Source organism: Anoxybacillus sp. CHMUD, from assembly GCF_013096965.1.
In the GTDB taxonomy this organism is placed as follows: domain Bacteria; phylum Bacillota; class Bacilli; order Bacillales; family Anoxybacillaceae; genus Anoxybacillus; species Anoxybacillus kestanbolensis_A.
In genome coordinates this window covers 135,191-158,919 of sequence record NZ_SDLG01000005.1, presented here as the reverse complement: position 1 = coordinate 158,919, position 23,729 = coordinate 135,191, and the positions used below count along the sequence as shown (strand labels likewise).

The following is a 23,729-nucleotide window of genomic DNA, read 5'->3' as shown; positions in this document are numbered from 1 at the left end:
TTTGCTGGGGAAACGTTAGAGAAGTCTCATGTGATGTTATTTTATTGGGAATAAATATATTTGAAATGATGGAGGTAGAGAAGGGGAGGAACACTTTGTTCACCTCCCGAAACGGATCCAATATTCGTCTTCTTGTGATGCAACAGTACAAACAAACGAGCAGCTTTTATTGCTCTTGTTCAGTTTCCGGGATAAAATGGTTATTGTTTCGTGATGCCACAAGATGAAGCAGGAGTCGAGTTTGTTGTTGATGCGAGGAACCATCGTTATCCTTTTAACCGAATTGTTGGATATCATCAAATAGTACACGTTTAAGTGTTAGTATTGATGTTTTTTGTATTGGGTAGAGCCAGCGCCTATCTCTTCAGTGTACTGGGTTCCTCAGAAGCAGAAAATCACGAATGTTTTTGGGGATATTGTCTAGGCAACATATAGGGATCTTTCAGTAGAAATAATCGAAACAGGCATTGAAGAGGAAAGCAAGAGCAGGGGGAATGTCCTGCTCTTGTCTTTATTAGAATGACGTATCTTCGGTAATTGAAAATATTTTATAAATCTCTGATCTTCTTCCTTTTTCGATTAATATATAAACAACATCATTTTCGCGTAATCTCACGTTTCCTTTCGGGGTAATAATTTTATCATTACGAATAATAGCCGTAATTAAGCAATCCTTTGGCAATGGAAGTTGACTAATCGTCATATTTAGTAAATGTGACTGCTTATTACTGATATGGACTTCAACAATTTCCTTATTTGCTTTCGTCGTTGACATCAGTTCGAGGGAGTGAGCCACTTCCCTCTTTTCTCCGAGTAGCAGTCCTAGATGCTTGGCTAAAAAAGGAGTTGTTGATCCTTGAATAAGGGCGGAAATGAGCACAATAAAGAAAACAATATTAAAAATGAGCTGACTATTTTCAATGTTCGAGATAAGTGGGTAAGTTGCCAAGACGATCGGAACAGCACCTTTTAGCCCAGCCCAAGAAAGGAATAGCTTTTCCTTAATAGAGAAATTCATGTTTATTGTACTTATCATGACGCTAATCGGCCTTGCCACAACAATAAGTAGGATAGCTAGGGCGACACCTTCCCATGCTACTTTTACTAGTTCATTTGGAAAAACGAGTAGTCCGAGTAAAATGAACATAAATATTTGCATCATCCATGCTAGCCCTTCGTTAAAACGAAAAATAGAATGGCGATAAACGAGTTGTGCATTGCCGACAAAAACGCCCATAATATATACCGAAAGAAACCCACTACCTTTTAGCAGGGCTGCTATACTATAAGAGAGTATCGCAAATGATAAAGATAGAGTGGGGTATAATCCCGAGGAATCAAGATTTATTTTATTCAAACACCACACAGTTAATTTTCCTAATCCAAGCCCGACAAGAATACCGATAACGATCTGCCAAATAAAGCTGAGAAAGGCGTGGGAAATAGTTAGTTCTGGCTGTTGGATAAATGTAATCAAGGAGAGGGTTAAAATAACGGCCATCGGATCGTTCATCCCCGACTCAGCTTCTAGTGTTGTTGAGAGACGGCGTTTTATATTGACGCTTCCTAGCGTAGCAAATATTGCTGCAGCGTCAGTTGAAGAAACGATAGCGCCTAATAGAAATCCCTCGGCCCATGAAACGTGTAAAATGTATTTGGCAAATATGCCTACGCAAATGGCAGTAATTAGCACTCCAAACGTTGCAAGGGAGGAAGCGGGAACTAAAACTTTTTTTAATGTATTCCACTTTGTGTTCATCCCACCTTCAAACAAAATAATGATTAACGCAAAAATGCCAACAATCTGGGTGAGAAAAGCGTTATCATAATATATAAATTTGGATAAAATCATTCCGACGAGTATGTAAAATACAAGTGATGGCACGCCTAGCCAAGAAGAAAACTTCGTTGTTAATACACCGATGATTAGAAGTAATCCTAACAGAAAAATGATGAAATCTGTGAGCAAGCAAGTCACCTCTTTCCATACTTTCTACTTAAAGTTACGACTTAAATTTAAGCTATAGTAAGTGGAGTGTCAACGAATATGACTTAAATAACATTTTTTGTAATAAAAGTGCAAGCTGAGCGCTATCTCTCAGCTTGCATGATGTTTGTATATTCAACAAATTGTTTTGCCTTTTCTTTCATTCCTTCGCTTTGTAGTGTTTTTTGTAATTCATGAGAAATATTCATTGAACAAAATTTTGGACCGCACATCGAACAAAAATGAGCAAGCTTTGCTCCTTCGGCCGGTAGCGTTTCATCGTGATATTCACGTGCGCGCTCAGGATCTAGTGACAAGTTGAATTGATCTTGCCAACGGAACTCAAATCTCGCCTTTGATAATGCATCATCACGCGTTTGTGCGCCAGGGTGTCCTTTTGCTAAGTCAGCAGCGTGGGCAGCAATTTTGTAGGCGATGACTCCTTGGCGGACGTCTTCTTTATTCGGTAGGCCGAGATGTTCTTTTGGTGTCACATAGCAAAGCATGGCCGTACCGTGCCAGCCGATAAGCGCTGCACCGATAGCTGAGGTGATATGGTCGTAACCTGGTGCAATGTCGGTAGTGATAGGACCTAGCGTATAAAAAGGTGCCCCGTGACAAATTTCAATTTGTTTATCGACATTTTCTTTAATTTTATGCATTGGAATATGCCCTGGACCTTCGATCATCACTTGGACATCATGTTCCCAAGCGATTTTTGTCAACTCTCCAAGTGTTTGTAACTCGGCGAATTGCGCCTCATCGTTTGCATCTGCAATTGAGCCTGGACGTAATCCATCCCCAAGTGAAATAGCAATATCGTAAGTTTTTAAAATTTCGCAAATTTCTTCGAAGTGGGTGTATAAAAAGTTTTCTTCATGGTGTGCTAAACACCATTGTGCCATAATTGAGCCACCCCGAGAGACAATACCAGTTGTTCGATTGACTGTTAGTGGGATATAGCGAAGTAAGACACCTGCATGAATAGTAAAATAGTCTACGCCTTGTTCGGCTTGTTCAATTAATGTTTCTCGGTAAATGTCCCATGATAAGTTTTCGACAATGCCGTTCACTTTCTCTAACGCCTGGTAAATAGGTACAGTTCCAATCGGCACAGGGGAGTTTCGAATAATATATTCTCGCGTCTCATGTATATGTTTTCCTGTCGATAAGTCCATGACTGTATCGGCACCCCAACGAACAGCCCAAAGCATTTTTTCAACTTCTTCATCCATCGAGGATGTAACAGAAGAGTTTCCAATATTCGCATTAATTTTTACATGGAACTTGCTTCCGATGATCATTGGTTCACTCTCAGGGTGATTGATATTAGCTGGGATAATTGCTCTTCCTGCTGCCACTTCCTGTCGAACAAACTCTGGATCCATCTGTTCGCGAATAGCAACAAACTCCATTTCAGGTGTAATGATTCCTCGTTTTGCATAATGCATTTGGGTCACAACTTTCCCTTTTTTCGCACGAAAACGTCTAGGTGAAAAAGGAATGTTTGTTCTCACTAATGAAGGGCTACATTCTTCTACATCGCCACGCTCCGTTATCCATTTTTCTCTTAATTTTGGCAATCCTTTATCAATATTCGGCGCGAAAAGTGGGTCGGTGTATGGTCCACTCGTGTCATAGACTCGAATAGGCTCATTTTCTAGCATCGTTGTACCTGTTTTGGTTGGAGAAAGTTGAATTTCTCGCATTGGCACACGAACATCTTCACGCGTTCCGGGCACATACACTTTTTTACTCGAGGGAAATGGCATTGATGAAAATAAGTCTTTCATTTTTAATCGCTCCTTTTCATTTTTTAGTTGGAGCAACGCCAATACGTAAAAAAATCAGGCTCCATAACGAGAACCTGATTTTGTCCGCAAATAGCACAAGTAAAGAACACTCGCGCCATCTACTTCCCTACGCTGGCATCACCCAGATCAGGTTCAAAGGGTCAAAGAACTTTTGCGCGTTCTTCTCTCAGTCCAAGCTATTGGACTCCCCTAGTAGATGAGAAATTATGAACTTTAAAAATAGTCTAACATATGATAAAAATGTTGTAAAGTTATAAATGAAAAACTTGTTAAAATGGAGGCATAGTGGACGTACGAACCGATGATTTCGGGATGGAGTTCGTATGTTAGAAGTGCAGTGATAGAAGCGTGAAAAAGTGGTGTGTAAGAAAACGGGGAATGTTCTATCGAAACGTGCTGTGTCTATATGGCGCATATATGGAGCTATTCGTTTCATTATTTTTTCCTTTTGTACGTAATTGTTAGTTTTTTCGTTTCAACATGGGTCGTTTTGATGTTTGTCTGTTTGTCGATTGTAGATGGCATGTTATTCGTTTTCTTCGTTCCACGCTGGAAATGGGAACGTTGGCGGTATATGATTACGCGATCAGGAAATCGAGCTTGAGCATGGGGTGTGGATTCGTAAGCGTACGCTTATTCCGCTTCGCTGCGTGCAACATGTTGATGTAAAGCAAGGTCCATTAGCAAGAAAGTATAAACTTGCTTCGCTTTATATATATACAGCAGCAATGGCACATGAAATTCCGTTCCTTGATGAACAAGAAGCAGAGAAGTTGCGTTACACATTTCTTCTTTAGTAAAGGAAGATGAACATGATGAATGAAGCGAGAAACGGTTACATCCGATTGCGATTGTTATTTACATAACCAAGCGGTTAAAGCATCGTATTCAATCGTTAACAATCTCTCAATCTCGTATGCAACAACGACTCGGATTATGTACCGTACATGCGACGGTCATGCCAGGTATATGCAAAAAAGTCGTTGATGTGGGCGAACATGAGGCACAAGCAATATACGAATCGTTTTTGGGAAATAAGGTATGAAAAAGAAATATTTCAAGTGTCCCAAAAGAGCACGCTTTTGGGACACAGTTATTTTTAAAGTAATTCGTCAATTTCCTGCAGCATTTCCCCAATTTTACGGTCATGTATGAGTAAATCTGCCCAATCATCTAATGGAGTCGGTTCCATATTTACGATCACGAGTTTTGCACCTCCACGTTTAGCGGCGACAGGAAGTTCGTTAGCTGGCGATACTTGTAAAGAAGAGCCGAGTACAATCCACAAATCTGCTCGTTCGGCTGCTGTCCATGCTTGTTCAAACGCATCATGCGGCAATGGTTCGCCAAATAAAACAACGGAAGGGCGCAAAAAACCACCGCACGTGCACTTCAACTGTTCGTCTACATACCGTTTTGCATCATATGTTTGTTTGCAGCGCGAGCAATGAACGGTTCGCAACGTTCCATGTAATTCAATGACATTTGTACTACCTGCTCGTTGATGAAATCCATCGACATTTTGTGTGATAATTTGATGAATAAGCCCTCGTGTTTGCCAATTTGCTAAAATTGTATGTCCGATATGTGGTTGGCATTCAAGAAGAGCGCGAATGCGATATTGGTAAAACGCGATAAACTCGTCTCGATTATGTTGCATAGCATACGTACTTGCCAATTGTTGTGGATTTTTCGTGCGCCAAAGTCCTGATTTTGTCGAACGAAAATCGGGAAGTCCGCTCTCTGTAGACATTCCCGCCCCAGTAAATACGACTGTATACGAAGACTTTTTCAACCACTTTTCTAGCATTATCTCCCTCCTCTATAGATCAACAATTACTTCTATGTTCGCCCTGTTCTTCCTTTATTTTCACATATGTTTATGAGAAAAATAAGGACTTTCGATTCATGTGTATAAAAATAAGAGCAGTATAATAAAAGTAAGGGCACAGCTAGGGAAACTTAGCGTCGCAAAGCTATAGGGGCTAACGGGAAACCTATGCTAGCCAGCTGCCATTACCAAAAACGTACATATGAGAAGGAGGAAAAGGTAATGTTTAAAAAAGGATTACCAATTTTACTAGCATCGATGCTCGTTGCTTCTCCAGCTTTTGCAGCAAAGCATGATGGAGCAAAACATGTACAGAAAAGTCAAGTTGTTGCAAAAAAAGAAGAAGCAAATAAAAAGAAAGAGATAGCTAAACAGAAAAAGGAAGAAGCAAAGAAAAAACAAGAGTTGGCGAAAAAGAAAAAAGAACAACAAATGTTAAAAAATAAACTTGCGGAATTAAATAAAAAGTTAAGCAAGATCGATGTGCGTTTAAATGAAGTGACAACAGCGATTGAAGCACTAGTTACATCGAAAGAACAACCAGTTCCGAGTGAAGTACTAACGGAAAACGAACAAGCAACGGAAGTAGTCAATGAGCAAGATAGCACTCATGTGACGACAACTGAACAATCAGCTTCTGTACAAGTGAATGAAGACGACGAAGCGCAAAAACAAGAAGAACTAGACAAATGGATGGGAAAACTTATTTCTACCTCTAATCAATTAAAAGCAGTCAAAAATGAGATGCGGGCATTAGAAAAGAAGGTGTCTGCAAATGACGCCAACATGCAAGCGTTAAAAGAGAAAGTGAAAATGTTAGAAGAAAAAGTACAACAAAATAAAAAGAAGTTGCTTGAGTTGTTATAAGGGCGCCTTGTGGTGCTCTTTTTTTTGTATATTTTTAACGTGAAACGTAGATGATAATAATCGTTTGAAGGGAGGGAAACAACGTCAACTACCCCCACTTAGCTAACGCTTGAAGCGGGGGCTTGCAACTCCCCGGAAGTGCGAACGGACTTCGTCCTCCTTCCTTGACTTGGGGTTGCATCAGGGGCAGGTTGACGACTACCCAACGACATAGGTCATGCCTATATCGCTACCGAGTGGCTCGGCATGTCTGTAGGCAGTACTTGACTTCCACGCACAACAGACGGATGTACGCTCGATGTTTTACGGTTGCAACGTTTCCTGCAACCAACTCCCTACATCGAGTAACGGGGATTGGAGTGCCTTGATTCAACGGTTTTCTCCACATTCTTATTCTATCATATACAAAAGAAAGGAGGAAGGGCGATTCCTCCCCGACTTTCGCTCTCGCTTAGAAGTCGGGGTCTCCTCGCCAAAGATGATGAAAAATGTAACGTATAATGGAAAATCGGTATATATCGAACATGTCGATGAGCAAACGGAAACGGCAACAATCCATTTTTTAGACAATCCGGAAAATCAACAGCGTGTTCCAGTGTCACAGCTAGCAGAGCATTAAGACGAAAAGGGTGTAACAGAGCAGGATAGCCGTGCTCGTTACATCTTTTTTCGTTCGAGAAAATCAATAAATAAATGAACAATTTTTTTGCTTTTCATTGTCGGTGCATAAAGATAAGAAAACGTTCGGTAAAAAGGGGGGTGCTTTAAACAGACGATCGATAAGTGACCTTGTTTTAATTCGCGCTCAATTACATGGCGCGAAAGAAAGGCTAATCCATTTCCACGCATTAGCGTTTCTTTAATTCCTTGATTGCTGCTGATGATCATGAGCGATTTAATTTTTAATCCATTTGAACGAATAAAATGGTTAAAGTATTCACGTGTGCCAGAGCCTAATTCGCGCGTAATCCATATTTGATTTTGTAGATCGCTTATACATACTTCTTGTTTGTGAACGAGCGGGTGATCGTTTGAAGCCACGATGACAAGCTCATCTTGCATGAATGGATAAACAGCCAATTCTTTTTCGTTCGTTTGCCCTTCAATTAAGCCAATATCGGTTTCATATGAACGGACAAGCTCGACGATCTCCTTCGTGTTGCCAATCATCACTTCGAAGTGTAGTTCTGGATAATCGTCTTGTAAAGAAAGTAAAAAAGAAGGAAGCACATATTCCCCGATCGTAAAACTAGCCCCGATTTTCAACGTTCCTTTCACACAATCGTGGTATTCTAAAATATCTTGTTTTGTTTGTTCGTACAAGGCAATCATTTTTTTAGCTCGATCGTAAAGTAATTCGCCAGTCGCTGTCACTTGTAGTTTTTTTGGCGAACGAATAAATAGTTTCGTTTGAAATTCTTTTTCTAAATTTTTAATGTGCAAACTGACGCTTGGTTGGGATAGATGGAGAATTTCCGCAGTTTTTGTGAAGTTTTTCACCTCTACTAAAGTCATAAATGTTTTTAATTCGTCGTACACAGCTATCGCCCCTTAATCATTAAAAAAATAAATAGTTCTGATAATTTATATTTATTTTACTAATTTTATTTTTTGCGGTAAAGTCAAATAAAACATACTTGATTTATAGGAATAGTAGAAAAACGAGAGGTGAAAGATGTTGCCGTTTCAAGTGACGAATAGCCCATTTAACGAACAACAAGTTGACTTGCTCAACCGACTTTGGCCGACATTAACGCCAGCGCAAAAGCTTTGGTTAAGCGGATATTTAGCTGCTACCGAATTTGCGAGCACAGCGGTACAGCAAGAAGCCCACGTATCGAAAGAAATAACGATCCTTTACGGCTCACAAACAGGAAATGCACAAAAATTGGCGGAAAAAACTGGAGAAGTACTCAAAAGCCATGGGTTTCATGTTCATGTTTTATCGATGCTTGATTTCAAACCAAACGACTTAAAAAAAATCGACACGTTGCTTGTTGTCGTTAGCACGTATGGTGAAGGGGAACCGCCAGATAATGCTTTATCATTTTACGAATTTCTCCATAGCAAGCGCGCACCAAAACTTAACCATCTGCGCTTCTCGGTATTGGCGCTTGGCGATACGTCGTATGAACATTTTTGTAAAACAGGAAAAGACTTCGATCAACGGCTAAAAGAACTCGGAGGAGAGCGGTTATACGAACGCGTTGATTGTGATGTCGATTATGAGGAAGCAGCGGCGAAGTGGCTTGATGGGGTGCTTAGTGAGTTGAATAAGCAAGGTGGGGGTTCCGTCACCATCCTTCCCCAGCAGTCGCAAGTGAAACCTGTTTCTAACTACTCGCGCAAGCATCCGTTTCAAGCGGAAGTATTAGAAAATATCAATTTAAATGGACGCGGCTCGAACAAAGAAACACGCCATATTGAATTATCGCTTGAAGGATCAGGTATTGTGTTTGAACCAGGCGATGCGCTTGGTGTTTTCCCGAAAAACGATCCAGAACTTGTCGATCTCATTATTCAAGAAATGAAATGGAATCCAGACACACCGGTTTCTGTTGAAGGAAAAGAAGAACCGTTACGCGAAGTGCTGCTTTCCCGATTAGAAATTACCGTCTTAACTGAGCAATTATTGCAATCGCTTGTTTCGTTCTCACGCCATCCAGATTTTCATGTGCTCCTTTCTTCTGAGCAAGAAGTGAAAAGAAAGGAATATATGAAAGGGCGCGATGTGCTCGATGTTCTTCGCGATTTCGGTCCGTGGGATATGTCGCCAGATCAGTTTGTGTCTTCTCTACGGAAGCTTCAACCCCGTTTCTATTCAATCGCAAGCAGTTTAGCGGCGTATCCAGAAGAAGTGCATATCACCGTTGGTGCAGTGCGTTACGAAGCGCACGGACGTTTACGTAAAGGTGTTTGTTCGACGTTTTGTGCGGAACGTTTACACGTTGGTGATCAACTTCCGGTGTTCGTTCATCACAATCCGAACTTTAAACTGCCGAAAGATGCGAATACACCAATTATTATGATTGGACCAGGTACAGGGGTTGCGCCGTTTCGTAGTTTCTTGCAAGAGCGCGAGGCAATAGGGGCTAAAGGGAAGTCGTGGCTATTTTTTGGCGATCAACATTTTGTGACGGATTTCCTCTATCAAACAGAGTGGCAAGCGTGGTTAAAAAATGGCATACTGACGAAAATGGACGTCGCCTTTTCGCGCGATACAGATCAAAAAGTGTACGTGCAGCATCGCATGCTAGAACGAAGCAAGGAGCTGTTCCGCTGGCTTGAAGATGGAGCTGTCGTTTACGTTTGTGGTGATAAGCAGCATATGGCGCGCGATGTACATCAAACGCTTATTCATGTGATTGAAAAAGAAGGAAACATGACAAGCGAACAAGCAGAAGCGTATATAGCTGAGATGCAAAAACAAAAACGATATCAGCGCGATGTATATTAGGGGGGATATGAATGGAAAAGTTTGTATTAACACCACCAGATGGACCGCCAAGCGATGTTGAGCGCATTAAACGGGAGAGCAACTATTTGCGCGGCACGTTAAAAGAAACGATGGAAGACCGTATTACTGCTGGTATTCCGGAAGACGACAATCGACTAATGAAATTTCATGGAAGTTATTTACAAGATGACCGCGACTTACGAGCAGAGCGGCAAAAACAGAAGTTAGAACCTGCATATCAATTTATGATTCGCGTTCGTACGCCAGGTGGAGTAGCAACACCAGAACAGTGGCTTGTGATGGATGAACTAGCAAGAAAATACGCCAACGGGACATTAAAGCTTACAACACGGCAAGCGTTTCAGTTTCATGGCGTATTGAAATGGAATATGAAAAAAACGCTCCAAGCGATTAATGATGCGCTATTGACAACGTTAGCGGCATGTGGTGACGTGAACCGAAACGTCATGTGTAACCCGAATCCGTATCAGTCAGAAATACATGCGGAAGTGTATGAATGGGCAAAAATGTTAAGTGACCATTTATTACCACAAACAAGAGCATATTACGAAATTTGGCTCGATGAAGAAAAAGTGGCAGGAACGCCGGAAGTCGAGCAAGAACCAATTTACGGGGCGCTTTATTTACCTCGAAAATTTAAAATTGGTATCGCTGTTCCACCGTCAAACGATGTCGACGTGTTTTCGCAAGACCTTGGTTTTATCGCTATTGTTGAACAAGGAAAGCTCGTTGGTTTTAACGTGGCGATCGGCGGTGGAATGGGAATGACGCATGGCGACCGTACGACATATCCACAGCTAGCAAAGGTGATCGGTTTTTGTAAACCTGAACAAGTTATTGATGTCGCCGAAAAAGTTGTCACGATTCAGCGCGATTACGGCAATCGCTCCGTACGAAAACACGCCCGTTTTAAATATACGATTGATCGGTTAGGTCTTGAAGCTGTCAAAGCAGAATTAGAGCGCCGGCTCGGCTTTGAGCTAGAAGAAGCGCGCCCGTATCATTTTGAACATAATGGCGATCGCTACGGCTGGGTTGAAGGGGTAAACGGAACATGGCATTTTACCCTATTTGTCGAAGGTGGTCGAGTGAAAGATACGGATGATTATTTGTTAATGACAGGCTTGCGAGAAATTGCGAAAGTTCATACGGGCGATTTTCGCTTGACTGCGAACCAAAACTTAGTCATCGCCAATGTGCCAAGTGAGAAAAAAGAAGAAATTGATACGCTTATTAAGCAATACAAATTAACAGATGGGAAACATTATAGTGCGCTTCGCCGTAACTCGCTCGCCTGTGTGGCGTTGCCAACATGCGGATTAGCGATGGCAGAAGCGGAGAGATACTTGCCGACACTCATTGATAAAATTGAGGAAATTGTCGAAGAAAACGGGCTTCACGACGAAGAAATCACGATTCGCATGACCGGCTGTCCGAACGGCTGTGCACGTCATGTGCTTGGAGAAATTGCATTTATCGGCAAATCCGTTGGTAAATATAATATGTATCTCGGAGCAGCGTTTGACGGCAGTCGCCTTGGAAAATTATATCGTGAAAATATCGGAGAAAAAGAAATTTTATCCGAACTTCGTATGCTTCTTTCTCGTTATGCAAAAGAACGCTTTGATGGTGAACGTTTTGGCGACTTTGTCATTCGCGTCGGTATCGTAAAAGAAGTAACAGATGGAACGAACTTTCATGATTAAACAAATCGTCTTTCCGTTGGGAGAGCCGATTTGTTTGTAAAAAAGGATGATTTTGAACGGTGGAGAATATAATAAAGGGGCTCATTTTATTTACAGAAAGGGGTAATCGACATGATCGTTACAACAACAAATAGCATTGAAGGAAAACAAATTGAGCAATATCTCGGCTTAGTGTCTGGTGAGGTCATTTTAGGAGCTAACGTTGTCCGCGATTTTTTGGCGAGCATTACCGACATTATTGGCGGTCGAAGTGGGACATATGAAAGTAAGTTAGCTGAGGGACGGGAGATGGCCGTGCAAGAAATGGTAAAAAAGGCGCGCAATATGGGAGCAAATGCAGTGATCGGCGTCGATCTTGATTTTGAAACGTTGCGCGACGGAATGATGATGTGCATTGCGACAGGTACAGCGGTGAAGTTGAAGGAATAGTAGGGATGTAAGAAGAAGCTCGAGCAGCTTCTTCTTTTTACTTGATTTCAAGTGTGAATTTGTATATTATGTAATTAGAAATTTATCTAAATGTCTATTTTTTTGGATGATATTTAGAAATTTGTCTAAATATCTAAAAGAAAGTGGGTGAAAAAATGTCATTTAACGAGGCGTTTAAAGCGATTGCTGATCCGAATCGTAGGAAAATTTTATCACTATTAAAAAAAGGAGATTTAACAGCAGGGGAAATTGCTGAACATTTCGATATGCAAAAGCCGAGCGTTTCCCATCATTTAAAAATATTAAAGCAAGCCGACTTAGTGGAAGCTCGCCGAGTTGGTCAGCATATTTATTATTCATTAAACACAACGGTGTTCCAAGATTTAATGAGCTGGTTTTATGACATATTACAAAAAGAAGGTGATGAATCATGAAAAAGCACTTATTTATTATTATTCTCATTGCATGCAGCTATGTATTGAGCTTATTAGCGATCCCTTTTTTGCCAAGTGAAGTAGCGATTCATTGGAATGCTGCAGGGGAAGCTGACGGCTTTACAAACAAATGGTGGGGCGCGTTATTATTACCGATTTTGTTAACAGGAATTGTTGCTCTCATCGTCTTTTTGCCGAAAGTGGATCCACGCAAAGAAAACTACGAGAAATTTGAAAAAGTATATCGTATTTTTTTACATGTATTTATTTTGTTTTTATTTAGCATACATGTGGTGACGCTCGCATATAATCTCGGGTTTCCTGTGCAAGTTGATATTGTTGTGCCTATCGGGGTGGGTGTTTTATTTATTGTCCTTGGCAATTATATGCCAAAAATCAAACCAAACTATTTTATCGGCATTCGCACCCCTTGGACGTTAGAAAATGAAGTAGTTTGGCAAAAAACGCACCGTGTCGGTGGAAAAGTGTTTGTTATCATGGGTGTATTGATTATGTTCACGATATTTGTAACAAGTGTGTGGCGCTTTATTTTTCTTATGATCATCGTATTTGGTGGCACGATGTATTTGTTTATCCAGTCGTATTTATTTTCGCGTAAATGAAAGGGGAGATCGATTTGGTTGGGATGTCTATTCAGTTGTTTCTTTCTTTGATTGTTCCTTTCGCACTTATCATATATGGACGAAAAAAAGGATGGCTTTCTTGGAAAGCGTTCGGTGTCGGTTTGCTTATTTTTGTTTTATTTTCACAAGTGTTAGAGAAGATGCTTCACTTTCTCGTAATTGATCCGAGCGGCACATCACTAAAAGGAACAAGTAGCGTTTGGGCGTTTGTCGCTTACGGAGCTTTAGCAGCCGGAGTATTTGAAGAGATAGGGAGATATGTTGGATTTCGTTTCATGTTAAAAAACAATCGATCGTATGGGGACGGGCTATCATTTGGCTTAGGACATGGAGGAATGGAAGCTGTGCTAATTGGTGCTTTTAGCGCTGTGAACATGATGGTCATTTCTCATCTCGTTCAAACAGGTGATTTTGAGCAAGTTGCTGCCTCGCTTCCAGCTACGCAAATCGACATGATTCAATCGATGTTGAATCAGCCGGATTGGATGTATGTATTAGGTGGTATAGAGCGGATCTTTGCAATCGCTATCCATGTGGCGCTCTCTCTTCTTGTTTTATACGGGGTTCGGAAAGGACAATTCCGTTATGTGGTGTATGCGATTTTGATTCATACGTTAATTGATGTAGTCCCTGCGTTATATCAAGTGAAAATCATTTCGAATGTTTGGGTGATCGAAACAATCTTTGCTTTTTTCGCAATCGCTTCACTTGTCTTCATTCGACGTATAGCAGAAAAATTTTAAAAACATATTGCATCGAAACGCGTTTCATACCTTATGCTCGTGTCAAAGGCATAAGGGAGGAGAATTTTATGGGTATATTGTATATTTTTATTTTATGTGTTATTGAGTTAATCGGAGCACAGTTCGCCATAGAAGCAGCTTCAAAGCGAAAGTAAAAAGGGAGGATGGACAAATGAAACAAATAAACATTGGTAACTCTGGGCTAATAGCCTCAGAAATTGTGTTAGGGTGCATGCGAATTTCGGGAATGTCTGTTTCTGAGCTATCGCGGTATATAGACGAAGCGATTGAAGCAGGAATTACGATGTTTGACCATGCAGATATTTATGGAAAAGGGCGTTGTGAAGAACTGTTTGGTGAAGTGCTTGCTTCCCGCCCGCATTTGCGCGAACGCATCCGCATTCAAAGCAAATGTTCGATTCGTGATGGTTATTATGACTTATCAAAAGAGCATATTTTGGCATCGGTCGATGGCATATTGAAACGACTTCAAACCGATTATTTAGACATGTTGCTTTTACACCGGCCGGATACACTGATGGAGCCAGAAGAAGTAGCAGAGGCGTTTGATCGTCTACATGCGAGTGGAAAAGTCCATCATTTCGGGGTGAGCAACTTCAATAGTATGCAAATCGAGTTATTGCAAGCACATGTCAACCAGCCGATTATCGCGAACCAAATGCAGTTTAGTATTATGCATGCGAATTTAGTGACAAGTGGCATTCAAGCGAATACGCTATTTGACGGGGCGATTAACCGCGACGGACATATTTTAGAATATTGCCGTCTCAAACATATTACGATACAGGCGTGGTCCCCGTTCCAATACGGCTTTTTTGAAGGAGTGTTTATTGACAACGAGAAATTTCCGGAAGTTGACGAAGTACTTGGACGGCTAGCGGAGGAAAAAGGAGTAAGCAAGTCAGCCATTGCCGTTGCTTGGATTTTGCGCCATCCAGCGAACATGCAAGTGATCGTTGGCACAACAAACTCCGCTCGCTTAAAAGACATTTGCCAAGCAAGCCATGTGCAACTCTCTCGACAAGAGTGGTACGAGATTTATCGTGCGGCAGGTCATCGGTTGCCGTAATGACGAAAACACTTTTTTGGCAGTTGCCGAAAAAGTGTTTTTTTCATTGCTTAAGTTCTGTCATCTTTTCATACCACCGTGCTAAAATAAGGGAGGATTATTTTCATACTGGGGGACTGAACGATGACAACGACGACGAAAGTAAAGACGGACATTGAAATTGCCCAAGAAACGAATTTAAAGCGCATTAAAGATATTGCAAGTGAACTTGATTTGTTAGAAGAAGAGCTCGAGCCGTATGGACATTACAAAGCAAAAATTTCGCTTCAGGCGATGAGACGACTGGCGACGAAACAAGATGGTAAAGTCATCTTAGTGACTTCCATTAATCCAACGCCAGCGGGAGAAGGCTTTTGACTGTTCATGATAAATGTATAAATATTTATAAAAATTTTATAAAAATCTGATGATCATTTTATATGAAAAAAGTCAAAAAGGGGCTGGGAGAAGATGATTCGCACGTACAAAGTCATGCTTCTGCCCAACAATAAGCAAAAGACGAAGCTTTTTCAATGCGCAGGTGTTGCCAGATGGGCGTATAACTTTGCATTAGCGCAACAACAAGAAAATGATAAACAAGGTGGCAAATTTTTAAGTGATGGCGAACTAAGAAAAAGATTAACGCAGCTCAAACAAACGAAAGAGTACAGTTGGCTCAATCAATTCTCAAACAACATCACAAAACAAGCGATCAAAGATGCGTGTCAAGCTTACAAAAACTTTTTTGAAGGACGGGCGAAGTTTCCGAAGTTTAAAACAAAAAAGCGAACACGCCCAAGTTTTTATCAAGACACCGCCAAAATCAAAATCACCGACACGCATGTGAAACTAGAGAAACTGACGCCTTCGAAAAAGAAAAATAGACAGAAATTCAATTGGATCCGTCTTGCTGAAAGAGGTCGTATTCCTCACGGTGCACATATAAAGTATGTCAATCCGCGCATCGTGTTTGACGGGCTTCATTGGTTTTTAACGGTCGGTGTAGAGGAAGCGGAAGTGAAACATGAAACGTACAACGAAGGCATTGGTATTGATTTGGGAGTAAAATCGTTCGCTACCGTCAGCAATGGGATGACGTTTCCTAACATCCATCACATGCCTCAAGTGAAAAAGCTTGAAAAACAAATGAAGCGGATGCAAAGAAAAATATCGCGAAAATATGAAATGAACAAAATCCAAACAGAAAGGGGGGAATTCCGTTACAGAAAAACGGAAAACATTAAGAAACTAGAATTCCTTGTTTTGAAAAAACGCCGAAGGATAAAAAATACCCAGCTAAACTATACCCACCACATCACCACGACGTTGGTGAAAACCAAGCCAGCGTATGTCGTGATGGAAGACTTGAATACAAGTGGCATGTTAAAAAATCGGAAGCTATCGAAATCGATTCAACAACAAACATTCCACGAGTTCAAGCGGCAAATGATGTACAAATGTGCATGGCATGGGATCGAGTTGATCGTGGCGGATCGGTTTTATCCGTCAAGCAAAAAGTGTAGCCGTTGCGGTCATGTAAAAGAGAAGCTTTCTTTATCCGAACGGACGTACCGCTGTGAAGCTTGCGGGATAGAAATGGATCGCGACCTCAACGCAAGCATCAACTTGAAAAACTATGCCAAGTAAAGCGCAACATGTACCCATACGTTAGTGGGGAAGTGAAGCCTTCGGAGCGTCAAAGAAACGAGAGTAGCGTTTCGCGAAATCGGGCGCGATGAACAAGGAAGGAAACATAGACTTTTATAAGTTTCTTATAAAGTCTTGTAAGTTTTCTGTAACGGACTAGCCAATTTAGAGAAACATATTGAAACGATTCAAGCGTTTGGTTTGCCGTTTGTCGTTGCTATTAACCGTTTTATTACGGATACAAATAAAGAAATTCAAGCATTAACGACATTTTGTGAAGAAAAAGAATATCCTGTATCGTTAACGGAAGTATGGGAAAAAGGTGGGGATGGCGGAATTGATTTAGCTCATAAAGTATTAGAAGTAATCGAAAATACAAAAAGCACGTACACTCCGTTATACGAATTAGATGAACCGATTACGGATAAAATTCAAAAAATCGCGCGCGATGTTTATGGTGCAAGCGACGTTTCTTTTTCTGACAAGGCGAAAAAGCAAATCGAACAATTTACATCGTTTGGGTGGGACAAGCTCCCGATTTGCATGGCGAAAACGCAATATTCGCTTTCCGATGACCCATCAAAACTCGGGCGACCAATTGATTTCACGATTACGGTGCGCGAATTAAAACCATCGATTGGCGCAGGTTTCCTCATTGCCTTAACAGGGGATGTCATGACGATGCCAGGCTTGCCGAAACAACCAGCAGCGCTTCAAATGGATATCGACGAACATGGAAACGCACGCGGACTTTTCTAAGTGAGCAATGAGGTAGCGTCTCATCTGTGTGATGAGGCGCTTTTTATGAGTAAGCAAAAAAATTGAAATGTTGGCAGAAGGTATTATAATGTAAGTATTCCATTTGTTTTATAGGGAGAGAGGAAAATGCAAGCAAGTGTTGAACAACGTGCAAATATGCAAACTGTCGTGTATCCGATTTTAATTGCTATTAGCATTGGTCATTTGCTAAATGATGCGATGCAAGCTGTTGTTCCGGCTTTATTTCCGATTTTAGAGTCGTCAATGAAATTGTCCTATACACAAATTGGTTGGATTGCATTTACCCTGAACATGACTTCTTCTATTTTACAGCCGGTTGTCGGATTGTTTTCCGACCGCTATCCATCGCCGAGTTTTTTGCCGCTCGGCATGGGAGCGAGCATGTTAGGGATGATCGGGTTGGCGTTCGCGCCTAATTTTTTCTTTGTTCTATTATCCGTTTTATTTATCGGATTAGGCTCAGCTGTATTTCACCCAGAAGGTTCACGTGTCGTTTATTTTGCTGCACAGGCGAAAAGAGGATTCGCTCAATCCATTTACCAACTCGGTGGCAATACAGGGAATGCCCTTGCTCCGCTATTCACCGCCCTCATTTTCGTTCCGTTCGGTCAAAAAGGGGCAAGTTGGTTTGTCATTGTTGCGGCGCTTGGGATGGTTGTTTTATTTTGGGTGTCGAAGTGGTATGCTGTTCAATTGCATCAAGTGAACGAACGCCGAAAGGAAACGATGGAAGAAAAGAAACAAATAAGTCAAAAGATTATATTTGCACTTATTCTCCTAGTTCTTTTAGTATTTGCACGCTCATGGTATTATGCAGGAATTTCGAATTACTATCAGTTTTACTTAATGAAGTATTACGGTATTTCTATTCGTCAAGCGCAACTTTATTTGTTTGTTTTTATGATTGCTGGAGCGATCGGTACCGTTTTTGGCGGTCCGCTTGCTGATCGATTTGGGAGACGAAATTTAATTTTTGCATCCACGCTCGGTACGGCACCGTTTGCGCTCATTTTGCCATATGTGCCACTTCATTTTGTTTTGCCAATTGTTTTTGTTACAGGCTTTATTTTATCGTCTAGTTTTGCTACGTTTGTCGTCTATGCACAAGAATTGCTTCCAGGAAATGTTGGGATGGCTTCAGGATTAATTGTTGGTCTTGCGTTTGGGATGGGGGCGCTTGGAGCGGTTGCACTCGGAAAAATTGCAGACGTGTATACGCTAAAAACACTTATGGTTATGTGTAGCTTTCTTCCTTTGTTTGGCGTGTTGACATTTTGGTTGCCGAAAGAAGCATAGTGGCAAGCGGGAAGCTTGCCACTATACTGATGCTCGTTCAATCAAACGAACGGGCATTTTTTCTTTTTTCGGTTCTGTCTTTTCGTTTATGAAATGGTTGTATATCATCTGGAAAGCTTTTTTTCCCATGAGCGAAAGAGGTAGCTCAATTGTCGTGATATGCAACGCTTCTGAAATAGGATGGTTATCAAAACTAACGATAGCTAAATCGTTTGGAACATGTAATCCATACGTTTTTCCCCATAAAACAATTCCTGCAGCAACTTGATCGCTAGCGACGAGTAGAGCGGTTGGCTTTTTCTCGAGAGAAAGAATAGTAGATACAATTCGCTTCCCGTCATTCATATGCAAACAATGATGAAACATCCAATCGGGACGAATCGGGGCATGTATGCGTTGAAGCGCATCTTTGTAGGCTGCCATCCGCTTTTGGCTATTGATGCTCGTTGGCCGACTAAGACAATATCCGATTTTTGAATGTCCTTTTTTTATTAAGTAATCCATTCCAAGCGCAAAGGCATGGTAATGGTCGATGTATACGGAAAACAGATGCGGCTCTGATGTATCTTCACATAAAACGATTGGACCATCATCTGCATAGGATGCAATGGTTTCGAGACGAATGGTATGCGAACAAATAATGAGACCATCCATTTGCTTGACACGTAACATTTCGAGCGCTTCTAATTCTTTATGTATGTCATAGTTTGTTTGAAAAAAGAGAAGATGGTATCCATATCGCAATGCTTCTTCCGCAATTCCTTCTACAATCATGCTAAAATAGGGGTGATTGATGGTCGGTAACATAACCCCGATAATATTTGTTTTTCCTTTTGATAAGTGAACGGCATTAATATTTTTTTTGTAGTTTAATTCATGAACGACATCCCATACAGCTTTTCGTTTTTCTTCTTTGACATATGGATAGCCATTGAGCACACGAGATACGGTTGATACAGAAACACCTGCCCGTTTTGCGATTTCACGAATATTTGCCATACTTTCACCTGCTTTTTTGATCACATATATGTCATATTTTACTCCTTTTTTTGTGAGTTTGTAAAAAGTTTCATATTTTTTCAACAGGTGAGTTTTCAAAACGATATGGATTTATTTACGTGGATTGTCATGATGGAAGCGGAACATTAAAATGGAGAATAATGTTAAATTTAGCTTGCCCACTTAAGCGGGCAAGCTGGCAACTATGGTAAATCAATCAGCATAAATCGGCTATCTGTTTTCGATGTGATGTGTAATGTTGTTATATCTGTTATACGCGCAGCATCGCGACGTTGTAACATTGTATCATCATTTAATACGAGTTCTCCTTCAATAACAAACAGGTATATGCGACGTCCTTCTTGTTGATGGAATGTTATGTGCCGATTATTTTCTAAATCGGATAAATACATCGTTATATCTTGATGAATGTAAGCAACTTGATCACCTGTTTGTGTTTTCGAAACAATAGGTAATAAACGATTTTTCATTTTTTCAATATCATATGAAACTTGTTCATATGACGGGGTAAGACCGCGTGCTTCAGGTAGAAACCAAAGTTGTAGCAGATTGACTTCTTCTGTAGCAGATGGATTCATTTCTGAATGTACAATACCTGTTCCAGCTGTCATTCGTTGTACTTCACCGAACGAAATGATGCGATGATTGCCTAGATTATCGCGATGTTCGAGCTGTCCCTTTAAGACGACTGTCACAATCTCCATTTCTTGATGAGGGTGAGCTCCAAAACCACGTTGTGGCGCGATGATATCATCGTTAAATACGCGCAATGGGCCAAAGTTCATATTGTTTCGATCAAAATATTCAGCAAATGAAAAACTAAAATAACTTTGCAACCAACCGTGGTTTGATTCAAATCGTTCATGTGCAGGATATACGTGAATCATGGTGTGCCTCCTTATTTTATAAGTGCATCAATTGAGTAGTCGCCTGCGCCGATAAGAGCAATGCCGATCACAACAACAATCAAAATAAAGTTGTACTCAAAGCCATTTTGAGTGACCCAAAATCCGTTCGGAGCGTGCACTTTTACAATAGCGACGACCATTGTAGCAGCGATCAACAAAGCTGCAAATGGGGTGAACAACCCTAGGGCAAACAATAATCCACCGACGAATTCAGCTAATCCAGCGATTAAAGCCATAGTCACTCCAGGTTTTAGTCCGATCGATTCAAACCATCCTCCCGTTCCTTTTAAGCCGTATCCCCCGAACCATCCAAACAACTTTTGCGCGCCATGACCGACAAACGTTAAACCGACAGCGAGACGGATAAGTAAAATACCAATGTGCATCATGATGATCTCTCCTTTCATATATCTTGATTTCAAGATAAAAGTTGTGCGATAGGCCTTTAGAAAGGCGACAATGAAAGACCTATCTTTTTGAGCAAGTGAATCGCCATTTCTTTTTCATCTGTGGACAAAGATTGGAAAATCTCCAACATTTTTTGTGCGTGCTGCGGGAAAATGTGATCCATTAGTGCTTTTCCTTCTTCAGTAATAACAGCGTACGTAATGCGGCGGTCCTTTTCACAACGTTGCCGGACGATATATCCTTTTTCTTCGAGTTTGTCGATGACGTATGTCATGCTTCCACTTGTAAGCAAAATTTTATCACCGATTTGCTGGATCGGCTGCGCTCCTTTATGATACAGCAAATCGAGCACACCAAACTCCGTTGGGTTTAGTCCGTAACGTTGAATGTCATGTTTTACATGTTCCGACACCGCTTTATGTGCTCTAGAAAGGACAATGAATAGTTTTAATGATAATGTTTGATCGTTTTGGCTCATGTGCATCAACCTTTATCTTGATTTCAAGATAATTATAAACTTACGAAAAGTAAGTTGTCAATATAGTTGTTTTTATGGATATCGTATAAGGTGCTAGTTCAGCCATACGCTTTCGACTAGCACCGATGATTCCTTATTTACTTTCGTCAAGAATGCGCGGAAATAAAATATTATTCTCAAGATGAATATGAGTGAATAGATCTTCCTCTAGCGTTTCAAGCCGATTGTAAACTAGTCGATACGTTCCACATGCATCAAAAGGTGGTGTAAAATCGTTCGTGATTTTGCGAATTTCTTTAATGATATCTCCTGCCGTATCGTGTTCGGTAACAAGTTCTTCAATAACTTCTCTCATCGCTTGTTCATTTTCTTTTGTCGGATATTGTTCGAATTGGATGATTAATGGAAATGCTTTTGTTTCTTCTTTCATTAAATGTTGTTCTAGTTCGGTTTTTAGCTCATTGAACAGCTTATGCACTTCAACTAAGTGTGGTTGTGTGGGACCATGAACGCGTGCCACTTTTGTTACATATGGGCTAAGTTGTGGTAATTCTTCCATTAAAAAATGATGATGTTTTTGAACAATATGCTCGATTAAATTTGTATAGGAAGCCTCCATCCAGTTTTTTTCTACCTTTTCGAGCGATTTTTCATACAGTGATTGTAGCTCGCTTAAAATTGTTTCTATATCTAATTGTTTTTCAGCGAGCACTTCAGATAAGGAACGATTTCCACCACAACAAAAATCAATTTTATATGCTTTAAACAAATCGCTCGCTTTTGGGAACATCACCACAATTTCACCGACCGTCGATTGTGCATTGAATATATTTTCCATAATTTTCTCCTCCGAAATGTATTGATATTTACAATGTAATCATATCTTCTTTTTTGTCTGTTTGTTGTGATGCTCATCACATAATTCTTGTGATTTTGGAAAAAACTTTGACAAATAAACTGTTCATATTGAAAGTATAATAGTTTATGAATAAATTTCCATATACCTTCTCGGGCTTTGAGCGCCATATGATCCGGGTGTTTTCCATAAATTAGATAATGATAGATTGCTAAATCCCTGCTAGTCTTATAAGCGAGCAACGGACTAGGAGGGATAATATGAGGAAATTGCTAGCACTTGCTTCTGTCTTTGTAGCAGCTTTTTGTTTTTCAACAACTGAAGTAGCTGCACAAACGACAGTTCATTATGTAAAACAAGGGGAAACGTTTTGGACGATTGCAAAAACTTACAATGTTTCATTGCTAGAGCTTCAACGAATCAATCAAAAACAATCCGATATTTTATTCGTTGGTGAAGCGTTGCGTATTCCGCAACCTATTTCTCAAGCCGATAAAGATTTGTTAGCTCGCCTCGTTCATGCGGAAGCAAAAGGAGAGCCGTTTGCAGGGAAGGTGGCGGTTGCTACAGTCGTGTTGAATCGTGTCGATCATCCGAATTTTCCAAATACAATTCGCCAAGTCATTTATGAGCGTTCAGGGGGATATTATGCGTTCACTCCTGTACAAAACGGCGAGATTAACAAACCAGCGGATCGAGAAGCATATCGAGCGGTTGAAGAAGCCATTGCTTTTCGCGGTTTAGGAAGTGGTTCATTGTACTTTTACAATCCAAAGACGGCGAAAAGCGAATGGATCCGCTCGCGCCAAGTGACAGTTGTGATTGGAAACCATGTATTTGCGAAATAGTTTTTTTCTATGTAGGTGGAGAGCGCTGAAAAAGTTCACGAGAACTGTGAACTTTTTCAGCCTTTTTTATTTCTGGTGATTTAAGTCTATATCTTGAGATTGAAAATTTTTCCGTATTGTGCACTTGCGTTTAGGCTTGTGTTGCACCCAGCATAAAAGCTGGGTGAGGATTGAAACTGCAGAAAGAAGCATTGCGTAATAATGTATGTGCTGAAACTGTCGTGCGCATGACAATGTTGATCGTGGAACAATTATTAAATAAGTACATGCAACTGTATAAACGCAAACAATATGATCCCATTCGGCAAGGGGATTTGCTTGTACGGGAGTTAGAGGAATATGTGAATATTATAAAATATGGAATTTACAAGTAAAGGCGGGGCTTTTCCCGCCTCATTTATTTGTAAGAAAATTATTGAAATTTTCTGTTTTTATATGATATGATATTCTCAAGGAATTTGAAACCATGTTTCGTAATACGCAACA

At 40.6% G+C, this 23,729-nt stretch carries 23 protein-coding genes, 3 pseudogenes and 2 riboswitches; of the genes and pseudogenes, 17 read left to right on the top strand and 9 right to left on the bottom strand.

Translation table 11 applies throughout. From position 1 onward, the window contains the following. Positions 1–514: 514 nt before the first annotated feature. A complete protein-coding gene (locus tag ETB99_RS05435) occupies positions 515–1,978 on the bottom strand; it encodes a potassium/proton antiporter (protein WP_171700115.1) in 1,464 nt (487 codons plus the stop codon). A 113-nt stretch (positions 1,979–2,091) separates the two neighbouring features. Further along, the gene (gene thiC, locus ETB99_RS05430; protein ID WP_171700114.1) at positions 2,092–3,780 is read right to left on the bottom strand and encodes a phosphomethylpyrimidine synthase ThiC; all 1,689 of its coding nucleotides are present in this window, start codon (positions 3,778–3,780) and stop codon (positions 2,092–2,094) included. Between the two features lie 107 nt (positions 3,781–3,887). Next, positions 3,888–4,002, bottom strand: a riboswitch (TPP riboswitch). Positions 4,003–4,199: 197 nt separating this feature from the next. Here thiC and ETB99_RS15290 point away from each other — a divergent pair. Next, a pseudogene (locus tag ETB99_RS15290) lies at positions 4,200–4,624 on the top strand (PH domain-containing protein). Between the two features lie 21 nt (positions 4,625–4,645). Further along, the gene (locus ETB99_RS05420) at positions 4,646–4,846 is read left to right on the top strand and encodes a PH domain-containing protein (RefSeq protein WP_309138136.1); all 201 of its coding nucleotides are present in this window, start codon (positions 4,646–4,648) and stop codon (positions 4,844–4,846) included. Positions 4,847–4,900: 54 nt separating this feature from the next. Here the strand turns inward: ETB99_RS05420 and ETB99_RS05415 are convergent, their stop codons facing one another. Next, the gene (locus ETB99_RS05415) at positions 4,901–5,611 is read right to left on the bottom strand and encodes an NAD-dependent deacylase (RefSeq protein WP_171700113.1); all 711 of its coding nucleotides are present in this window, start codon (positions 5,609–5,611) and stop codon (positions 4,901–4,903) included. A 125-nt stretch (positions 5,612–5,736) separates the two neighbouring features. After that, positions 5,737–5,819: riboswitch (cyclic di-GMP riboswitch) on the top strand. A 35-nt stretch (positions 5,820–5,854) separates the two neighbouring features. On the opposite strand from ETB99_RS05415, the gene ETB99_RS05410 reads away from it, so the two are divergent. Then, complete coding sequence (locus ETB99_RS05410; RefSeq protein WP_171700112.1) at positions 5,855–6,499, top strand: hypothetical protein; 645 nt, start codon at positions 5,855–5,857, stop codon at positions 6,497–6,499. 478 nt (positions 6,500–6,977) lie between these two features. Continuing rightward, the gene (locus ETB99_RS05405) at positions 6,978–7,118 is read left to right on the top strand and encodes an H-type small acid-soluble spore protein (RefSeq protein WP_171700111.1); all 141 of its coding nucleotides are present in this window, start codon (positions 6,978–6,980) and stop codon (positions 7,116–7,118) included. 38 nt (positions 7,119–7,156) lie between these two features. On the opposite strand, the gene ETB99_RS05400 is transcribed toward ETB99_RS05405, so the two are convergent. Next, the gene (locus tag ETB99_RS05400) at positions 7,157–8,038 is read right to left on the bottom strand and encodes a LysR family transcriptional regulator (protein ID WP_003397454.1); all 882 of its coding nucleotides are present in this window, start codon (positions 8,036–8,038) and stop codon (positions 7,157–7,159) included. 136 nt (positions 8,039–8,174) lie between these two features. On the opposite strand from ETB99_RS05400, the gene ETB99_RS05395 reads away from it, so the two are divergent. The 11 genes and pseudogenes from ETB99_RS05395 (at position 8,175) to ETB99_RS05345 (ending at position 18,725) form a co-directional block, all read left to right on the top strand. Beyond that, positions 8,175–9,956, top strand: a complete 1,782-nt coding sequence (locus tag ETB99_RS05395; RefSeq protein WP_171700110.1) for an assimilatory sulfite reductase (NADPH) flavoprotein subunit — start codon at positions 8,175–8,177, stop codon at positions 9,954–9,956. Between the two features lie 11 nt (positions 9,957–9,967). Continuing rightward, the gene (gene cysI, locus ETB99_RS05390; RefSeq protein WP_171700109.1) at positions 9,968–11,683 is read left to right on the top strand and encodes an assimilatory sulfite reductase (NADPH) hemoprotein subunit; all 1,716 of its coding nucleotides are present in this window, start codon (positions 9,968–9,970) and stop codon (positions 11,681–11,683) included. Between the two features lie 111 nt (positions 11,684–11,794). Continuing rightward, positions 11,795–12,112, top strand: coding sequence for a YbjQ family protein (locus tag ETB99_RS05385; RefSeq protein ID WP_006321821.1), 318 nt, complete (start codon positions 11,795–11,797; stop codon positions 12,110–12,112). A gap of 155 nt (positions 12,113–12,267) precedes the next feature. Next, positions 12,268–12,546: an autorepressor SdpR family transcription factor gene (locus ETB99_RS05380; protein ID WP_171700108.1), complete on the top strand. Its 279-nt coding sequence runs from the start codon at positions 12,268–12,270 to the stop codon at positions 12,544–12,546. Further along, positions 12,543–13,169, top strand: coding sequence for an SdpI family protein (locus tag ETB99_RS05375; RefSeq protein ID WP_077428254.1), 627 nt, complete (start codon positions 12,543–12,545; stop codon positions 13,167–13,169). Before ETB99_RS05380 ends, ETB99_RS05375 begins: the two co-directional genes overlap by 4 nt. Beyond that, the gene (locus ETB99_RS05370; protein WP_171700107.1) at positions 13,166–13,933 is read left to right on the top strand and encodes a YhfC family intramembrane metalloprotease; all 768 of its coding nucleotides are present in this window, start codon (positions 13,166–13,168) and stop codon (positions 13,931–13,933) included. The genes ETB99_RS05375 and ETB99_RS05370 overlap by 4 nt, the downstream gene beginning before the upstream one ends. Before the next feature lie 172 nt (positions 13,934–14,105). Then, positions 14,106–15,023 carry an aldo/keto reductase gene (locus tag ETB99_RS05365; RefSeq protein ID WP_171700106.1) on the top strand — a complete coding sequence of 306 codons (918 nt, stop codon included), beginning with the start codon at positions 14,106–14,108 and terminating at the stop codon, positions 15,021–15,023. A gap of 123 nt (positions 15,024–15,146) precedes the next feature. Further along, positions 15,147–15,374 (top strand): annotated as a pseudogene (locus tag ETB99_RS05360) (formate--tetrahydrofolate ligase); the annotation flags it as partial. A gap of 99 nt (positions 15,375–15,473) precedes the next feature. Beyond that, positions 15,474–16,649, top strand: a complete 1,176-nt coding sequence (locus tag ETB99_RS05355) for an RNA-guided endonuclease InsQ/TnpB family protein (protein ID WP_171700105.1) — start codon at positions 15,474–15,476, stop codon at positions 16,647–16,649. Between the two features lie 153 nt (positions 16,650–16,802). Then, a pseudogene (locus tag ETB99_RS05350) lies at positions 16,803–17,408 on the top strand (formate--tetrahydrofolate ligase); the annotation flags it as partial. A 126-nt stretch (positions 17,409–17,534) separates the two neighbouring features. Further along, on the top strand, positions 17,535–18,725 hold the full coding sequence (locus tag ETB99_RS05345; protein WP_171700103.1) for an MFS transporter: 1,191 nt from the start codon (positions 17,535–17,537) through the stop codon (positions 18,723–18,725). Between the two features lie 21 nt (positions 18,726–18,746). Here the strand turns inward: ETB99_RS05345 and ETB99_RS05340 are convergent, their stop codons facing one another. The 5 genes from ETB99_RS05340 to ric form a co-directional block, all read right to left on the bottom strand. Then, positions 18,747–19,724 carry a LacI family DNA-binding transcriptional regulator gene (locus ETB99_RS05340; RefSeq protein WP_171700101.1) on the bottom strand — a complete coding sequence of 326 codons (978 nt, stop codon included), beginning with the start codon at positions 19,722–19,724 and terminating at the stop codon, positions 18,747–18,749. Between the two features lie 203 nt (positions 19,725–19,927). Beyond that, a complete protein-coding gene (locus ETB99_RS05335; RefSeq protein WP_171700099.1) occupies positions 19,928–20,632 on the bottom strand; it encodes a pirin family protein in 705 nt (234 codons plus the stop codon). Between the two features lie 11 nt (positions 20,633–20,643). Beyond that, positions 20,644–21,042, bottom strand: a complete 399-nt coding sequence (locus ETB99_RS05330) for a DoxX family protein (protein ID WP_171700097.1) — start codon at positions 21,040–21,042, stop codon at positions 20,644–20,646. A 56-nt stretch (positions 21,043–21,098) separates the two neighbouring features. Further along, positions 21,099–21,539 (bottom strand): MarR family winged helix-turn-helix transcriptional regulator, encoded by a 441-nt coding sequence (locus ETB99_RS05325; protein WP_171700095.1) that lies wholly within the window; start codon positions 21,537–21,539, stop codon positions 21,099–21,101. A 133-nt stretch (positions 21,540–21,672) separates the two neighbouring features. Continuing rightward, positions 21,673–22,377 carry an iron-sulfur cluster repair di-iron protein gene (ric, locus tag ETB99_RS05320; RefSeq protein WP_077428274.1) on the bottom strand — a complete coding sequence of 235 codons (705 nt, stop codon included), beginning with the start codon at positions 22,375–22,377 and terminating at the stop codon, positions 21,673–21,675. Between the two features lie 278 nt (positions 22,378–22,655). Here ric and ETB99_RS05315 point away from each other — a divergent pair, with 278 nt between their 5' ends. Together ETB99_RS05315 and ETB99_RS05310 are read left to right on the top strand one after the other, a co-directional pair. Next, complete coding sequence (locus ETB99_RS05315; RefSeq protein ID WP_171700093.1) at positions 22,656–23,243, top strand: cell wall hydrolase; 588 nt, start codon at positions 22,656–22,658, stop codon at positions 23,241–23,243. Between the two features lie 170 nt (positions 23,244–23,413). After that, positions 23,414–23,617 carry a hypothetical protein gene (locus tag ETB99_RS05310; RefSeq protein ID WP_253263550.1) on the top strand — a complete coding sequence of 68 codons (204 nt, stop codon included), beginning with the start codon at positions 23,414–23,416 and terminating at the stop codon, positions 23,615–23,617. Positions 23,618–23,729 lie beyond the last annotated feature (112 nt).